12 protein-coding genes and 1 pseudogene are annotated in these 16,821 nt (G+C 58.6%); 4 read left to right on the top strand and 9 right to left on the bottom strand.

Features of this window, described 5'->3' with window-relative positions; all coding sequences use genetic code 11:
• The first annotated feature begins 33 nt into the window (after positions 1 to 33).
• Positions 34 to 582 carry a GNAT family N-acetyltransferase gene (locus C7459_RS08500; protein ID WP_109688382.1) on the top strand — a complete coding sequence of 183 codons (549 nt, stop codon included), beginning with the start codon at positions 34 to 36 and terminating at the stop codon, positions 580 to 582.
• A gap of 120 nt (positions 583 to 702) precedes the next feature.
• Positions 703 to 2,673, top strand: a complete 1,971-nt coding sequence (locus C7459_RS08495; RefSeq protein WP_109688380.1) for a DUF4910 domain-containing protein — start codon at positions 703 to 705, stop codon at positions 2,671 to 2,673.
• A gap of 53 nt (positions 2,674 to 2,726) precedes the next feature.
• On the opposite strand, the gene C7459_RS08490 is transcribed toward C7459_RS08495, so the two are convergent.
• A complete protein-coding gene (locus tag C7459_RS08490) occupies positions 2,727 to 3,542 on the bottom strand; it encodes a DUF92 domain-containing protein (RefSeq protein WP_109688378.1) in 816 nt (271 codons plus the stop codon).
• Between the two features lie 137 nt (positions 3,543 to 3,679).
• Between C7459_RS08490 and C7459_RS08485 the strand changes: the two genes are divergently transcribed.
• Both C7459_RS08485 and C7459_RS08480 read left to right on the top strand, forming a co-directional pair.
• Complete coding sequence (locus C7459_RS08485) at positions 3,680 to 4,645, top strand: glycosyltransferase family 4 protein (RefSeq protein WP_245884464.1); 966 nt, start codon at positions 3,680 to 3,682, stop codon at positions 4,643 to 4,645.
• Between the two features lie 123 nt (positions 4,646 to 4,768).
• Complete coding sequence (locus C7459_RS08480; RefSeq protein WP_109688376.1) at positions 4,769 to 5,083, top strand: hypothetical protein; 315 nt, start codon at positions 4,769 to 4,771, stop codon at positions 5,081 to 5,083.
• A gap of 41 nt (positions 5,084 to 5,124) precedes the next feature.
• On the opposite strand, the gene C7459_RS08475 is transcribed toward C7459_RS08480, so the two are convergent.
• The 8 genes and pseudogenes from C7459_RS08475 to zwf form a co-directional block, all read right to left on the bottom strand.
• Positions 5,125 to 6,156: a glycoside hydrolase family 15 protein gene (locus C7459_RS08475; RefSeq protein ID WP_109688374.1), complete on the bottom strand. Its 1,032-nt coding sequence runs from the start codon at positions 6,154 to 6,156 to the stop codon at positions 5,125 to 5,127.
• Between the two features lie 215 nt (positions 6,157 to 6,371).
• Positions 6,372 to 7,097: pseudogene (locus C7459_RS08470) on the bottom strand (nucleotidyltransferase family protein); the annotation flags it as partial.
• 95 nt (positions 7,098 to 7,192) lie between these two features.
• On the bottom strand, positions 7,193 to 10,150 hold the full coding sequence (locus tag C7459_RS23815) for a 1,4-alpha-glucan branching protein domain-containing protein (protein WP_245884462.1): 2,958 nt from the start codon (positions 10,148 to 10,150) through the stop codon (positions 7,193 to 7,195).
• Positions 10,150 to 11,061 carry a DUF4912 domain-containing protein gene (locus C7459_RS08460; protein ID WP_170119369.1) on the bottom strand — a complete coding sequence of 304 codons (912 nt, stop codon included), beginning with the start codon at positions 11,059 to 11,061 and terminating at the stop codon, positions 10,150 to 10,152. The genes C7459_RS23815 and C7459_RS08460 overlap by 1 nt, the downstream gene beginning before the upstream one ends.
• Before the next feature lie 270 nt (positions 11,062 to 11,331).
• A complete protein-coding gene (gene glgP, locus C7459_RS08455; RefSeq protein WP_109688368.1) occupies positions 11,332 to 13,482 on the bottom strand; it encodes an alpha-glucan family phosphorylase in 2,151 nt (716 codons plus the stop codon).
• Positions 13,483 to 13,609: 127 nt separating this feature from the next.
• Entirely contained in the window at positions 13,610 to 14,509 is a 900-nt protein-coding gene (gene gnd / locus C7459_RS08450; protein ID WP_109688366.1) for a phosphogluconate dehydrogenase (NAD(+)-dependent, decarboxylating), read from the bottom strand.
• A 19-nt stretch (positions 14,510 to 14,528) separates the two neighbouring features.
• Positions 14,529 to 15,164, bottom strand: coding sequence for a cyclase family protein (locus tag C7459_RS08445; RefSeq protein WP_245884460.1), 636 nt, complete (start codon positions 15,162 to 15,164; stop codon positions 14,529 to 14,531).
• A 9-nt stretch (positions 15,165 to 15,173) separates the two neighbouring features.
• Positions 15,174 to 16,718 carry a glucose-6-phosphate dehydrogenase gene (gene zwf, locus C7459_RS08440; protein WP_109688364.1) on the bottom strand — a complete coding sequence of 515 codons (1,545 nt, stop codon included), beginning with the start codon at positions 16,716 to 16,718 and terminating at the stop codon, positions 15,174 to 15,176.
• Positions 16,719 to 16,821: the final 103 nt, after the last annotated feature.

Genomic DNA, 16,821 nt, shown 5'->3' with positions numbered 1-16,821 from the left:
GGCATTCACAAGCCCTGCTAGTATGATGGAAGCATGAAGACTTCCATTCTCTTACATGAAGGTGCAGAGTTGCGCCTAGTTGACTTGCAAGACGCTGAAGAGATCTACGCCCTGCTCGACCGAAATCGAGCGCACTTGCGCGAGTGGTTGCCCTTTGTCGACTACAGCCAATCGCCACAGGATACGGCTCAGTTCCTCCAGAGCCGCATCCAACAGCACGAAACCAAGCATGGCAGTGAATACGTCATCCTCTGGAAAGGGCAAATTGCCGGCATGATCGGCTACCACTTTTTTGACTGGAACAACAAGATGACCAGCATCGGGTACTGGCTTGGCGAGGAATTCACCGGCCGCGGACTGATGTCGCTCGCCACGCAGGAACTCTGCCGCCTCGCATTCGTTGAGCATGGTCTCAACCGTGTGGAGATTCGCGTCGCGACCGAGAATCACAAGAGCCAAGCCATCCCCACCCGCCTCGGCTTCACCCGCGAAGGCGTGCTCCGCCAGCGCGAATGGCTCTACGACCACTATGTCGATCACATCATGTTCTCGATGCTCAGATCGGAATGGGAAAAAAGGTAGCAGGTACAGTCCTGCTGCCTTTTTTTCTGGTGCCTTTTTTCTACTGCCATCGACGTGCTTTTCTCCTGAATTTACAATATATTCGTTCTATAGAACTCAACACGAGGGGGATACCGACTGATGTACCAAAAATGGCTGGCTCCGTTCCAAGCGGAAGTCTCTGGCGAAGCGGCGCTCAACCACGCCCGCGTCCTGTCCAACCACCATCGCATCCAAGCCTCACCCGGCTACCGCGAGGCCGCCCAGTATTGCGTGAACCGCCTGCTCGAATACGGGTTGGACGCAGAGATCGTGACCTACCAAGCCGCACCTGATGTGTACTTTGGCAACTCCCGTTCCTTCCGCGAGTGGCGGTGTCGCGAGGGTGAGCTGACCCTGCTCGCTCCGACGAAAAAGCGCTTGGCGCGCTACACAGAGCTAGAACTCTCCCTCATCCAACGCAGCACCTCCACGCCGCCGGAAGGGATCACAACGGAATTGGTGCTGGTGGAAAATGCCACCGAGGAATCCGGCTATGCGGGGCTCGACGTGCGCGGCAAGATCGTGCTCGCCCGCGGCCCCCAGATGCGCATCCACCAATTGGCGGTCGAAAAGTTCGGTGCCGTCGGGCTCGTGACCGACAACATGACCGAATTCCCCCCGCTGCGCACGCGAGAGGACTTGGTCGATGCGGTTCAATACACGTCCTTCTGGTGGTATGACGAGCGTGTCACTTCGTTTGGTTTTGCCGTCTCCCCGCGCGTCGGCGACGAACTGCGGGCGCTCTGCCAAAAGGGTCCCGTCCACCTCCATGCCCGCGTCGATGCGGAGTTGGTGGAAGGCGAAATTGAAAATGTCGAAGCCTTCATCCCCGGCGAGACCGATGAGGAAGTGCTGCTGATCAGCCACCTCTGCCACCCGAAACCGGGCGGCAATGACAACGCGTCAGGGCCAAGTGTGCTCTTGGAGACGGCGCGCACGTTGCAGCGCTTGATTCGCGAAGGGCAGATTCAAAAGCCTCGGCGGGGGATTCGCTTTTTGCTGATGCCCGAGTTCACGGGGACGCACGCCTACATCAACCACCGGCAGGAGCGACTGGGGCGGACGGTCGCGGCTTTGAATCTCGACATGGTCGGAGCAGATCCTGCCAAAAGCGGTGGGCCGCTGACCGTGGTGAAGTCCAGCCGTTCACTCCCCTCCTATACAGCGGAGTTGGCGCATGGCATCTGGGAGTTGGCGGCAGAGGATTGCCGCGACTTCAACCGGACATTTGGCTATTCGCTGACCAACCACCTGTTGACGCCGTTCTCAGCAGGGAGCGACCATTACATCCTCAGCGACCCGACTGTAGGCATCCCCTGCCCGATGATGATCACATGGCCGGATAAGTTTTACCACACCTCCTGGGATACGGTCGACAATCTCAGCCCGCAGATGATGGGGCGTGTCGCGACGACGGCGGCGACGTATCTGCACTGGGTGGCGAACGCCGAGTTGGACGATGTGCTGGCGCTGAGCAGTCGGATGGCGGCGCAATTCAGCACAGAGCTGGAAGTACAAGTGCGCAGTGTGCGCGAAGGCTGGATCGAGGCTCAGTTGGGATTGGAGCGCCTGACATGGCTTCGCGAGTGCAAGATTGCCGACCTCTACTCGTTGCAACGGTTGGTGCGAACCGAACAATTGGCGCATTGGCAACAGGAAGTCGCCCAGAAAGTCCGCTTGGTGGAGTTGGTCCATGAGCACTTCCACAGCGAACTAGAAGGGCTGACCCGCGCAACGGCGTCCACACGAGCGGAGATCGCCGCCAGCACGACAGAGCTTGCCAACCCGCTCCTGCACAACGTGTACCGCCGTCGCCACATCGGCCCCATCGATCTCCCAGGCTTCCTCTGCCAACTCACCCTCGACGAACGCGAAGCGTGGGCTGCTGTGGAACAAGCCGCGACAGACAATCCGCGCGTGCTGCTCCTCTATTACCTCGACGGCAAACGCACGCTCGCAGAAGCGATCCGGCTCACCGAGTTGGAAGCAGACCAGCGGGACGTTCCGTTCACACTCGCGTACATCAACCTGCTGTTGCGCCTTGATCTGATCGAGGAAGTCACCGCGTAGAATCGCTCGTGGTCGAAAAAAGCCAACTTCCACGCCTGTGGAAGTTGGCTTTTTCATGTTGCGTATCCTGCGAGCAACATCGCCACAAGGCCCCCGGCGACGGAGGCGATGAGGTTGACTGCATCATTGTTCATCCATTTCACGCCGCGTCCCGCAGAGGTCGGGGTGCTGCAGTGCGTTTTCGCTTCCACGTCCTTGGCGCAGACGACGCAGCGCTGCATCCATTGCCACTTCGCTCCGATGATCGAATCGGTCAGCGAGCCGATCGTGCCCGCGACCAGCCCAGTCAGCAGGAACCACCCGAATCCGACATGGAGCGCATCAAACCCGATCGACAGCAACCACGCGCACAAGCCGATGAACATCCCGCCTGCCATCGTCGCCAGCGTCCCGAGTGTGGAGATCCCGCCGGAGGTGCCGGTCGGGACTTTTTTCAACGTCAGGATCGAACGCGGCTGCGACTTGCTGAGGCCGCCGATCTCTGTCGCCCACGTGTCGGCGTTGACCGTGGCCATCACCCCGATGAACGCGGCCCACCACGCAGGGTGTGGGACGAAGTAATGTCCTATGCATAGCAACACCGCGATCCCACCGTTGGCGAAGACTTGCCCGGCATCGCGCCGGCCCGATTTTTCATACGTGGCTTCTACACCAGCCTTCGCCCGTTGCTTGAATTTGGAGAGCACCGTCGAGGACAGGAAAAACGCGATCAACGTGCCGAACCACGCCAAATTGCCCAACGCATACAGCACCGTCCCGACCACGACCGCTGCGAACAGACCGCTCAACGACAACGACCGCTTGCCATAGGCCAGTCCGGCGATCACACTCGCTCCGATCAGTCCGATGATCCAATCGCTCCACACCATACGTTGTATCTACCTCCGCAAGAGCCTGTTTTCCCTACTGTACCACATTCTGGGGAAAAAGTTTCCTTGACAGCGTTCGACAGTCGGTACGACAATAGGGAGAGTGAGTAAATTCTAGAATTCGGGGAGGAACCCCTGTGAATGTCCTGTGGGTGATGTTGGCTTCCGCGCTGCTCAGTTATCTAAGCGTCGCGATGTTCCGCAAGATCGCGCTCCGCTACGGCTACGTGGACAAACCCAACGCGCGCAAGAAGCAAAAAGAACCGCTCCCGATGCTGGGCGGGCTCGGCATGATCGTCGTGTTCGTCCTGTTCGTGAGCTTTTTCATCTGGCAATATGGCAACAACTTGGAGGATGACCTGACGCTGTGGGGTCTCCTCGGCGGCATCCTCGTCCTCGTGGTCGTCGGCTTCCTCGACGACTATGCGAAGACACATGGCAAGGACTTCCCGGCCCTGCCGAAGTTCCTCGGCCAGATCGTCGCCTCCCTGTCGCTGATCCTGACCGGAACCGTCGTTCACGGCGTGAACATCCCGTTTGGAGATATCGGCTACCTGACCTTCAACCCGATTCTGGGACAAGTGCTGACGGTGCTCTGGGTGGTCGGCGTGATCAATGCCTTCAACTTCCTCGATGGCATCGATGGATTGGCGGGCGGTGTCGCGGCGATCGCCGGTTCGACGCTGTTGGTCGTCACACTGCTGATGGGCCAGACGACGACCGCCTTGTTGACCGCCACCTTGGTCGGCACCACGCTTGGCTACCTGCGCCACAACTTTTTCCCGGCGAAGATCATCATGGGTGACACCGGGTCGATGTTCCTCGGCTTCCTGCTGGCGGCGATCTCCATCCTCGGCGCGTTCAAGTCGATCACGATCGCATCGGTCCTCGTGCCGATGTTGGCGCTCGGCCTGCCGATTTTTGACGCGTTCTACGTCACGATCCGCCGTGCGCTCAACGGCAAACCAATCTATTCGCCGGATCGCACCCATGCCCATCACCGCTTGATGGATCGCGGGCTCAACCAGAAGCAAGCGGTCGTGTTCCTCTACCTGATCGCCACCTGCTTGGGACTGTCCTCGCTGGTGCTGACCTTGATTTAACGTAAAAATGTAGGTAACTTCTGAGGATTCATCCAGAGTTACCAGAGATCACCGAAAGTTGACACTTCCCCATAAGGGTCTGCTTGCTGTATCATGAAGAGAGAAGATAAGGAGGGAGAACCCATGTCATTTGACGTTTTAAAGTACGTGATCGAAGCAAAGGAAGAGTTGGATCGCACTCTAGCTTGCAAGCATACCTCGTTTGACGACTTATATCCCTACATGATGGAGCAGCAAACATTTTTCTGGTATAAGCGTCATGCGGCGTGGGCGGGTCTCTTGATGGCTGTCCGCATCGCCGAAGGTTCCGGCGCGGACTGGACGACGATCTTCAACGAAAAGCAGCAAGTGATGATCACAGCGCGCGTCTTGGACAAGAAAGTACTCGACGAGTGGCTTGAAGTCACCGAAGATAGCCAACAAGGTATTGTCGAGTAATCTACGCACATACAGTCACCATGAAAAAAAGGGACAGTCGCCTAGGCGCTTGTCCCTTTTTTTGCATATTGCGAGGTAGGGCTGGCAGGTTGGATGTGTTCGTGGAGCAGGAGCGCCATCGAAACCGCCCAAGCCAGTGGGTTGTTGCCGTTGGGTTGGTTCGTGCCGCCGATGTAGAGCTCCGGCATCTGGCCGTGGTTGGCCTCCAGCAGACCGATCGTCTTGGCCCAGTAGTGCTCGACTTTCTGGCGATCCCCCAGCTCCGCATAGCACAGTCCTAGCCACGGGAAGCCGAAGCACCACTCCGCTTCGCTCCCTTCGTTGTAATAGCGATCCTGTTGGTAGCGGATCACGCCGTGTGTGCGTTCCAACTTCTGCGTGACGTCGCCCAGAATTCGCAACGCCGTCGCGCGGTTGACGACTTGGTACGGGTAGATCAAGGAGAGCAGCGCGAGGTCGGTTTCCTTGGTGTGGCTCTCGCGGGGGAGGAGATGTCTCAAGGTCTCCTCCCCTTTTTGTATCCATTCCTGCGGGACGTTGACGAGCAGTGAGACCGCTTTCAAACCAGCGACACAAGCCCCGACGGAGGAGGCGTGGACTTCGACGTTCTCCTCCCAGATGCCGTTGTCCGCTTCCTGCCAATATTGCAGGCAACCGAGGTAGTAAACGATCTTCTGCAGGATGTCGTGGTCGCGGCGGTCGCGCAGGATGCGCTTGCCGTGCCGGACTCCCTCCCCGACGCCCCAGAGGAACAAACCGATCGAGTCGTTCTGTGCGTGTCCCCACGGAGTAGGAACCTCGCTGAGATCGACGGAGTAGCGAGCGTGGATGTATTCGTATGGGAGCACCGGTTTCTGGCGGGTGTGAATGTCGATCTTCCACTCGTATTTCCGGAACAGGTCGAGCAAGGCATGATAAGCCGCTTCATACCGTCCGCAATCGCTGTGCAGATACGGCAGCACCGTATAGGCGATGTCGCGAATCCAAACATAGGAATAGTCGCTGGAGGGGCTGGCCACATAGGCCCCATTGGGCAGGCGCATCGCCTCCAACAGGTCGTGCAGAGCTTTCATGGGGTCATCTCTCCCTTCTACGACCATTCTGTACCGCGAATGGGGTTGGATAACCTCATGATAAGCAAAAAGGGACGGATTGGTGCCTGTACGCCTACCCGTCTAGGCCCGCACGGTCTGTTGCTCACAAAAAACAGGAGTTCGACGGGTCGGTCGAACTCCTGTTTTTTCTCAACTGGGCATCGTCCTCAACCCGTCTGGGCCACAGCCGTCCCTGCGCGGAGGTCGACGTTGACGCGTCCGTAGATCATGTCCACCTGTGTCTCGCGATACTGCTCGGGGGTTCCGATGTCCGACCAGTAGCCCTCCCCTACGAATCCGTAAAGCGGCAACCCCTGCTCCAACATCGACGGGAACAGTTGCTTGCTGAAATCGTAGACGACCCCCGGCTCGATCAACGTCAGAATCTGCGGCTCCAGAATGTAGATCCCGGTGTTGACCGTATGGCTGAAGACCTCGTCCCAAGCCGGCTTTTCCTGAAAGCGCGCAATCCGCCCCCGCTCGTCCGTCGTGACCACGCCAAAGCGCGTCGGGTCTTCCACTTCGGTGAGCATCATCGTGCCGAGCGCCGCACACTCGCGATGCTTTTGAATCGCATTCGTGAGGTCGAAGTCGGTCAAGGCATCCCCGCTGATCACGAGGAACGTCTCATCGAGGAAGTCGGAGGCGTTTTTCACACTTCCGGCCGTCCCGAGCGGGGTGGTCTCTTCAAAGTAATGCAGCCGCACACCAGAGGAGGAGCCGTCACCGAAGTGGTGCTGGATCACTTGTGGCAGGTATTGCAACGTGACGGCGATCTCGGTGATTCCGTGGCTTTTCAGCAGGTCGATGATGTACTCCATGCACGGGCGGTCCAACAAGGGGACCATCGGTTTCGGCATTCGATTCGTCAACGGGCGCAGGCGTGTGCCTTGACCCCCGGCCATGATCACAGCTTTCATACGGGCAAGCTCCTCTCAGGTGTTCGTGCTCATCCACTAGCATGGAGCCTCTCCGCTTTCCCGGCGGACGGCGTCCCTCTCTCCTCGCTGACGTGCTACTCCCGCGCAACCGCCGCTTCGTTCACGCTCATCGTCGGCGGGTGTTCGTCCATCCCCAAGGCCTTGCGATACACCGCCGTCGTCTGCTGGGCGATGGAGTTCCAGTTGTAACGGTCGATCTCCTGCAGTGCGGTCTGAGCCAGACGTTCCCCATACGCCGGATCTCGAAGCAGATCACGCACTTGCAAGGAAAGCGAGTGGGCATCGTCCGGGTACATCTTCAACCCGTTGTGTCCGTGCGAAACGACATCCCCCAGACCCCCGACATCCGAGACGACCACGGGCGTCTGGGCCGCCATCGCTTCCAGCGCGACGATGCCAAACGGTTCGTACAGGCTCGGGAACACCGCAACATCTGCCGCTTGGAACAGCGAATTGCGCTCCTCGTCGCTGATGAACCCGGCGAACCGAACCTTGTCCGCGATTCCCATACCGCGGGCTTGTTCTTGGAGGGCTGACATCGCTGGCCCCTTGCCGGCGATCACAAACGCAGTGTCTGGGAACTCCGCAAGAATCGAGGGGATGGCGTTCAACAGCGTATGAACGCCTTTTTCCCGCACCAAGCGGCCCACGAACATGACGAGGCGTCCGTCCGGGCGCGATTCTCCACTGGCAGACGGTTGCAGCAGCTCTGGATCGACACCGTTCGGGATGACATCGAGTTTGTGCGACGGGAGTTCGAAGATCTGCTCGACTTCGCGTTGCATGTACGAACTGCAGAGGATCACGCGCTGCGACTCGTAGGTGAGCTTCCATTCCAGCACGTGGATGTAGCCTTGCAAATCGCTGTGGATGCCGTGGTTGCGCCCGTGTTCCGTCGCATGGATCGTCGAGACGAGCGGGACGTTCGCTTGTTTTTTCACCGATTCGGCGGCGTAGGTGACCAGCCAGTCGTGCGCATGGATCAAGTCGAACGTCAGACCTGCGGCGGTCAGCGCCTGCACGGTGTCGATCATCATCAGATTGAGTTGGAACGCCCAGTGTACGAATTCCAGACCATCCGGCTTCATGACGTGAACGCGGTGTACATGTACCCCCTCGACCACTTCCTCGTGCGGTGCGTTTTCCACTTCGGTGGTGACGACGTGGACGTCCCAGCCGTTTTTCACGAGGTAGCGCGTCAGGTCATACACGTGCCGCGAGAGACCCCCGATGGTCAGCGGCGGGAATTCCCACGAGAGCATGAGCACGCGTGGGCGATGCACGGCGGCGGCTGGCTTGGCATCAGCATCCCACCTCAATTGCGCGGAGGTACTGTTCGCCTCCAGATGCAAACCATGCGAATCGACTTGGATACCTTCTCGCAGCATCGCTTGTCCATCGGTCTCGTTCGCGGCCCGTGAATTCGCTTGCTCGTCCCAGCGGTTGGTCTGATGCTTCGAGCGGTAGACTTCGAATTTTAGTTCCGGGAAAATAGCGTCGAGCGCTTCGAGCTTGGCCAGCCACGGTTCGTTGATCTTGCCCTTCGTCAGCATGCCAGCGAGCGCATCGAAGCGGTTGACGTGGTGCTTGGTGCGTTTGACCGCGTAATCGACCATCGTTTTGTTGTCCATGATGAACGCCCAGTCGCTGCTCTGCGCCAACATCAACTCGCGCGCCGCTTGGTTGAGCGCACGGCGTTGTGTGTCAGACGGCACGACAAAAGAGTTCGCCAGCTCGACCATCTGACGCTCCATACGATGCAAGGCCGGGTAGATCCAATCGTTCTCGCCGCGCAACCAGACATCCGCATAGCCACCCCTCCCCCACGAAGACATCGGCAAGCGGCAGACTTGGAAGTCTGGGTAGAGGCCGAGGTATTCGGACGGTGTGATCGCTTTGACGGTGGTCTGGTCGGCGTGCATCTTGCGCAAGAGCAGGTCCAGCCACATCGGGCCTTCGTACCACCAGTGTCCGTACAGTTCCGCGTCATACGGCGCAACGATCAGCGGACGCCGACCCATGTGGTGCGCGTAATGCTCCACTTGCTTTTCGCGGTTGAACAGGAAGTTGCCCGCGTGTTGGGTCGCTTTTTCCCGTGCCCATTGCGGGTTGTAGGGTTGCTTCTGATCGGAGCCGGTGATGCGGAAGTACTTGATCCCGGTGTTCAGACGGATGCCGTCCTCGTGGATGTAGTCTTTGATGTCCTCATACGGCAGGTCGTGCCCGATATCGCGGTAATACTCGCGGTAATCGAAGTCCCCAGGGTAGCCTTCCTGCGAACTCCACACTTGTTTCGAAGACTCCACATCGCGCGGGAACGCCGCCACACCATGCGGGGTCAGCACGGGAGAATACGTGCCGAACACCGGAGTCGGGTCGGCGGTCGTCACGCCATGTGCATCGGTGAAGAAATAGCGCAGGCCACACGCCTTCAACAATCGATCCAACTCCGGCGCGAAGCCGCACTCCGGCAACCAGATTCCTTGCGGTGCCCGGCCAAAGTGTTCGGTGTGCAGATCGACGGCGGTTTGCAGTTGGGCGCGAATGGCTTCCTCCGTCAACACGTTTGGCAAAAACGCATGGGTCGCCGCCGACGTGATAATCTCCAGTTTCCCAAGGTCTTGCAGCTCGCGAAAGGCGGTGATCAGGTTGCCATCGTAACGCAAGTAGAACTCGCGCAGGGAGGTGAAGCGGTTCAAGTATTTAAAAGCGAGACCGTTGAACTGCGGAGCTTCCTTCTCGGTGCGCAGGACTTCCTTTTCCGCGAGTTCGATCAGCTTCGAGAGGTGCTTGAGGTAGCGTTTTTGCAAAAGCGGGTCGGTCAACATCGACAGCAGCGTCGGCGTGATCGACATCGTGACGCGGAACTCGACGCCGTCGGCCAGCAGTCCTTGGTAGACTTGCAGGAGCGGGATGTAGGTTTCCGTGATTCCTTCAAACAGCCAACGCTCCTCCAGATACGCCTCGCTTTCCGGGTGGCGAACATAGGGCAGGTGGGCGTGCAGGACGAGGGCGAGGTAGCCTTTTACCATTAGTTCTGATCTCCTTCCCCGGAGGTCTTGCCTTCCGCGAGGTTGTAGCCCGTGAACTGGTCATGCCACGGTTCTGCTTGCAAGGAGGCCGGGGCAAGCTGGGCGTCCTTGGCACGCAGGTATTCTGGCGTCTCTTGGTGGATCGTACCGAATTTCAACAGCGGCTCCTGATGGTGAGCGGGCGGGAGCGGCGGGGTCTCCACGATGTTCGAGCGCAGGATCGTGAACAATTGACCGGCGATCGTCTGGGTGCAAAAGTCGATCTGATACCGCCGGCCCGGTGTCACCCCGTGGATGTACCAGCTCTCCGCACGCGGGTTGACCTCGATGCGGATCGTGTTGTGCGCGTTGGTGCCGTTGAAGTGCAGGTCGGTGATATCATGCACGACGAGGCAGAACGGAAGCTGGCTCCAGTCGGCGCGAAAGTGTGCTTGGATCAAGTGCTTGCGAGACTCGTTGATCTCCCAATACGTGAACAGGGTGCGCGGCTCCTTGACCATCGCGACCAGTCGGTTCAGCCCGTGCGCACGGTTCCAGCTCTCCTCCACGAGCGAAGCATCGCGCAAGCTGAGATCGACCAACGGAATGTCGAGGTTCCGTTGGGAGAGGGACTTTGCAGGCGATGGTTCCGGCTTGTCGGATGCTGTTGGGGCGATGGTGGTCGTGTTTGCGCCCTCCACCGTCGCCGCGACTTCTGACATCGCAAGGGCGAGTTCAGCCCGTGCAGCGCTTGTTGCATCCTGCGTCGTGTTCGCGACGACGAGTTCGATGCCAGATGCTTCTAAGAATCGTGCCAACCGATATCTGAACTTCCCGCGGGACATGCCGTAAGCCCGAGCGACTTCGGACTGCATCGCACCCGCTTCGAGTCGTTGTACAATCTCCATCCACATCGTGTGTTCTGAGTTCACGTTCATGGTCTCCTCCAGCGTGAGTAACGTGTGCATTGCTTGATATGGCTAGAGTTCGTGAATCTGCCCGAGATTCCTTTGTGACAAAAAACACGCCATGCGCCCCCAACAACCACGTTTCGACACGTGAATTCGCTCTCATCCACAACCCGTTCCCAAATCCATCCAAAACCCATGTCGAATCGTTGCGAATCGAGCAGAAACTTTCTCTCGTTCGACATGAAAAAAAGTGACGAAGTCGCAAGCGACTCGTCACTTTTTCCCTCGATGCTACCGCCAATGCGTCCCCCAGCACGTCAGCTCCAGCTCGTAGTCGTTGCAAAAGTCCGGTGAAACGGGCACGACGCGCACATTGGCGTTGTTCTGACGCCAGACTTCGATCCGGTTGCCGTACACGCCTTCATAGAGATACTCGCCCTTGGTATACTCGGTCACCGGGCGCAGTTCTTGCTTCCAGATCCCGCCCTGCCCATCAGACCCGACGCCTTCCACGCGCACATCGGCATGCCAGATCTTCCCGAGCCGCACCCTCGCTTGCACCAGCGTTCCCTCTGCGTGTGGCAGCAGGTGGATGTCTTGGATGTACACGCGATCCCACGCGTTGCGAACGAACTGCTTATACGCGCCGACCCGCTGGGCGACTTGCAGGTGGTTGGCGGTGAACCGCGCCCCACGCTTCGCCACGGGCACATAGGCTTTGTTCCAGTAGTCGCTGACCATCCGCGCGGTGCTGAACTCCGGCGTGATCGTGCGGATCGAGTTTTTCATCATCGTGACCCACTCGTGCGGGACTTGCCCCTCGCCGCGGCGGTAGTACAGCGGCGCGATCTCCGTTTCCAGCAACCGATACAACGTCTCGCCATCGATCCAATCCTGATACCCGCGTCCGCCCGCTGTCTTGCCTTCGATCGCCCAGCCGTTCTCGCCGTTGTACCCTTCGTCCCACCACCCATCGAGCACGGAGCAATTCGGCACCCCGTTGAGCGCCGCTTTGATCCCAGATGTGCCGCTGGCTTCCATCGGCTTGACCGGGGTGTTCAGCCAGACGTCCACACCTTGCACCAAGTGCCGCCCGATGTTCATGTCGTAGTTTTCGACGAGCAACACGCGCCCTTTGAACGCTTCCATCTGTGACACTTCGGCGATGCGCCGGATCAATTCTTGCCCTGGATGGTCGGCCGGGTGCGCCTTGCCTGCAAAAACGAACGCGACCGGGTGATCTGGATGGTTGACGATGCGCTCCAGACGGTCGAGGTCTTGGAACAGCAGATAGGCCCGCTTGTAGGTTGCAAACCGCCGTGCGAACCCGATGGTCAGCACCGCTTGCAGATTCGGCAGGGAGAGTCGGTCGGTCATGCGCTGCTTGGCGGCTTGATGCGCTTCCCAGATCTGCTCGTCGGGGATGCCCTCCAGTTTCACCCACGTCAGCGGGTCCGCGACATGGCGCTCCCAGTTGTAGACGAGGTGTTGGTTGTAGAGTTCGCGCAGTTCCGGACTCAGCCATGTCGCGGTATGTACACCGTTGGTGACCGCGTCGACCGGGACATCCTGTGTCGGGATGTCGGGGCTCCACTTGTGGAACAGCTCCTTCGTCACTGCGGCATGCAATTTGGAGACACCGTTGACTTTGGCGGAGGTCTGCACGGCGAGACGGGTCATGTTGAATTTGTCGTTGTAGCGACCGAGGCCGAGGATCTTGTCTCGATCGGCACCCAGTTGCCAGAAATAATCGCCCAAGTAGCGATCCATCAGTTCAAATGAAAACTGGTCATGCCCGGCGGGAACTGGCGTATGCGTGGTGAACACCGTGCTCGCCTTCACCGCTTCCAACGCTGTCTCAAACGCAACTCCTTGTGCAGAATACTCGCGGATGCGCTCCAGAGCGAGGAACGCCACATGCCCTTCGTTCATATGCCACACATCCGGCTCGAACCCGATCGCCCGCAACACGCGCACACCGCCGATCCCGAGGATGATCTCATGCGCGATCCGCGTCTCTTGGTCACCGCCGTACAGACGGTCGGTCAAGCGGCGGTCGTGGTCGGTGTTGCGGTCATTGTCCGCGTCCATCAGGTAGATCGGAACACGGCCTGCGTTCGCTTGCCAGACGCGCAAGTTGACGATGCGGTTGCCAAAAGGAACTGCCACGTACAGCGGCTGACCAGTTCCGTCCACCACGGCCTGCACAGGAAGTTGCGCCGGGTCGATCTGCGGGTAGAGCGCTTCTTGGCTGCCATCGCCGTGGATGCGCTGTTGGAAATACCCACGGCGGTAGAGCACGCCGACCCCGACCAGCGGCAATCCCAAGTCATTCGCCGCCTTCACATGGTCACCCGCGAGGATGCCTAAGCCCCCGGAATAGATCGGAAGCGACTCGTCCAAACCAAACTCTGCTGAGAAATACGCGACTTTCGGTTGCAATCTGCTCACACCTCTCCAAACTCTGTATAGCTAAGGATATGAACAACCGCTTGCGCCGAACTCTCATTTTTATCGACAAAAAAAGAACCGTCCCACGCGGGAACGGTTCTTTTTTCGCCAGCAGCGTTTATTTCTTCACAACAGCGTGTCCGCCAAACTCATTGCGCAGAGCGGCGACGACTTTGCCGTGGAAGGTGTCTTCCTCCAGCGACCGGTAGCGCATGAACAGCGACATCGCGATCACCGGGGCACTCGCTTGGAGTTCCAGGGCGGTCTCGACCGTCCACTTGCCTTCGCCGGACGACTGCATGACGCCACGGATGCCTTCGAGTTTCGCGTCCTTTGAGAAGGCGCGCTCGGTCAGGTCCATCAGCCAACCACGGATGACAGAGCCGTTCGCCCAGACGCGAGCCACTTCCTCGTAGTTGTAGTCAAATGGCGACTTGTCCAACACTTCAAAGCCCTCGGCGATCGCTTGCATCATCCCATACTCGATGCCGTTGTGTACCATCTTCAAGAAATGGCCTGCGCCAACTTCGCCCGCGTAGAGGTAGCCTTTTTCCACAGAGAGGTCTTGGAAGATCGGCTCGATGGTGGCGAAGACTTCCTTGTTGCCACCGATCATGAAGCATGCACCGTGACGAGCGCCCTCGGTGCCGCCGGATGTTCCAACATCATAGTAGTACACGCGGTTCTGGCCCATGCGTTCACCGCGTGCGACCGATTCTTTGTAGTGCGAATTGCCGCCCTCGATGACGATATCCCCTTCGGAGAGCAACGGGGAGAGCGTGTCGAGCACGTTATCGACGATCCCGTGCGGAACCATCACCCACACGACACGCGGGGTGTCGAGCTGCTTCACGAGGTCTTCGATCGTTTCCGCCGGGATCGCGTTGGGGTTGTAGCCTTGCAGGTCTTTGGCTGCTTGTGCATTGACGTCATAGCCGACAACACTGTGGTTGTGGTCGAGCAAATTCTGGGCGAGGTTATAGCCCATTTTGCCGAGACCGATCAGTCCGAGCTTCATGTTCTGGTCACTCCTCTATTTAGTCAGTAAACGCGAGCAAGTACACACGCGCCGGAGCCGCTTCCGTCTCCAGCAATTTGATCGGAGCGCCACACAGGAAGTATGGACCTGCCGGGACGTCGGAGAGGCGCAGGCCTTCCATGATCACGATGTCTGCTGCGAACAAGGTCTTGTGCGTCGGGTGACCGGGTTGGCTGCGCTCGATGCCGAGCGCGTCGATGCCGACACCGCGGATGCCCTTTTCCACACAGTAGTTTGCGCCGTCGACGGAGAGGTAGTTGAATTCGAGGTTGAAGGCATCCTCATAGGAATTCTGGGTCTTGAGGATCAGGAAGTCATCAGCCTCCACCGTCTGGGCTTCGAGGTGTTCGCGGGTGATGCCGCCTTCGACGTGCGTGAGGTCGAGCACCCGGCACGGGCCGACCATTTTTTCAAAAGCGACCGTCTCCATCGTGCCGCCCTCCGGCACCATATGTAGCGGCGAATCAACGTGCGTGCCGCAGTGAACGTCCATGTCCAGTCGGGACTCACGGGCGGTCGCCGTGTCAAAATCCTGCACGATCGAGATGTTCGGTTGCTTGGTGGGCTTGTCCTTGTAGACGGGCATGCCGTTGAAGATCGGCATGGAGACGTCGTACACTTTGTAGTTCATCATACGGGGTTCCTACCTCCTCGAAAACACGCCGTCCTGCATCTGGGCAGGCAGCGTGAACGCCTCGTTGTCGCGGACATACCACCAGTTGACGTCATCCTCTGACAGCAGGAAGTTGACCGCTTTCGGTCCCCACGTTCCGGCTTGGTAGTCATGCAACGGCACGAGGCCTTTGTCCCACGCGCGGCGAATCGGGTCGACGAACTTCCACGCCAGCGACACTTCGTCCCAGCGGGTGAAGAACGTGGAATCCCCGTGTACCGCGTCGTGAATCAGGCGTTCATAGGCTTCTGGTGAACCGCCTTCGATGTCGCAGTTGTTGCAGAAATCCATCGCGATCGGCACGACTTTGTCGTCGGTGCCTGGTTTTTTGGCGTTCAGGTAGAGCGTCATGCCTTCCATCGGGTGAATGCGAATCACCAGCAGGTTCGGTCCGACAGCTCCGGCGTGCGTGAAGTTGTTCAGCAATGGGACTTCCTTGAACTGGACGACGATCTCCGTCGCTTTCTTGGGCATGCGCTTGCCGGTGCGGATGAAAAACGGCACGCCCGACCAGCGGAAGTTGTTCACATAGAGCTTCGCCGCGACAAATGTCTCCGTGTCCGAATCGGGGGCTACATTGGCCTCGTCGCGATAGCCGAGCACCTGCTGGCCCTTCATCTCGCCAGTCGTGTATTGACCGCGCACGACGTATTGCGAGATCTCATCCTCCGCGTACCGCCGCAGGGAGCGCAGGACTTTGACCTTCTCGTCGCGGATCGCCTCCGTCTCGAACTTGCTCGGCGGTTCCATGCAGACCATCATCAGCATCTGCAGCATGTGGTTTTGCACCATGTCGCGCAGGGCTCCGGAATGTTCGTAGTACGAGGCGCGATCTTCGACGCCGAGCGTTTCGCTGGCGGTGATCTGCACGTTGTCGATGTACCGATTGTTCCAGACCGGTTCGAACAGCATGTTCGTGAAGCGCAACATCTCGATGTTCTGCACCATCTCTTTGCCAAGGTAGTGGTCGATGCGATAGACCTCTTCCTCGCGGAAGGATTGCGAGATCACTTCGTTGAGCGCGCGCGCCGATTCGAGGTCTTTGCCAAACGGCTTCTCGATGATCAGACGCTTCCAGCCTTGGTTTTGGGTCAAGCCACCCAGTCGCAGGTTGGTGGCCACCGTGCCAAACAACTCCGGGGCGAGCGACAGGTAGAAGAGACGATTGGACGTGTCGTCCATCGTTTTTTCCCGCGCTTCGACCATCTGGCGCAGCAAGGCATACGTTTCGGAGTTGTTGACATCGAGCGCGACATAATCGACGCGTCCGATGAAGTTTTCCCATGCCTGTCCCTCCGCAATGGACAAACGGCTATGCTTGGCGATCGAATCCTGCACCATCTTGCGAAACTCGGCCTGTCCCATTTCCGAACGACCAACGCCCACGATGGCGAAATGTTCATGTACCAGCCCATCGCGGTACAACGCGTACAACGCCGGGAACAACTTGCGTTTCGCAAGGTCCCCTGTGGCTCCAAATAAGACCATCACAAACGGCTGCTTACTCTCACGCATAATCTGGAAGCACTCCCATCAGCCTGTTATCACGAGTACCGATACACACACCTCATTAGTATATAATATTTTTTCCCATAACTCCTGCCAAAAATGTACAAAT

The organism is Tumebacillus permanentifrigoris, assembly GCF_003148565.1.
GTDB classification, from domain to species: domain Bacteria; phylum Bacillota; class Bacilli; order Tumebacillales; family Tumebacillaceae; genus Tumebacillus; species Tumebacillus permanentifrigoris.
This window is presented reverse-complemented; position numbering and strand designations above follow the sequence as displayed.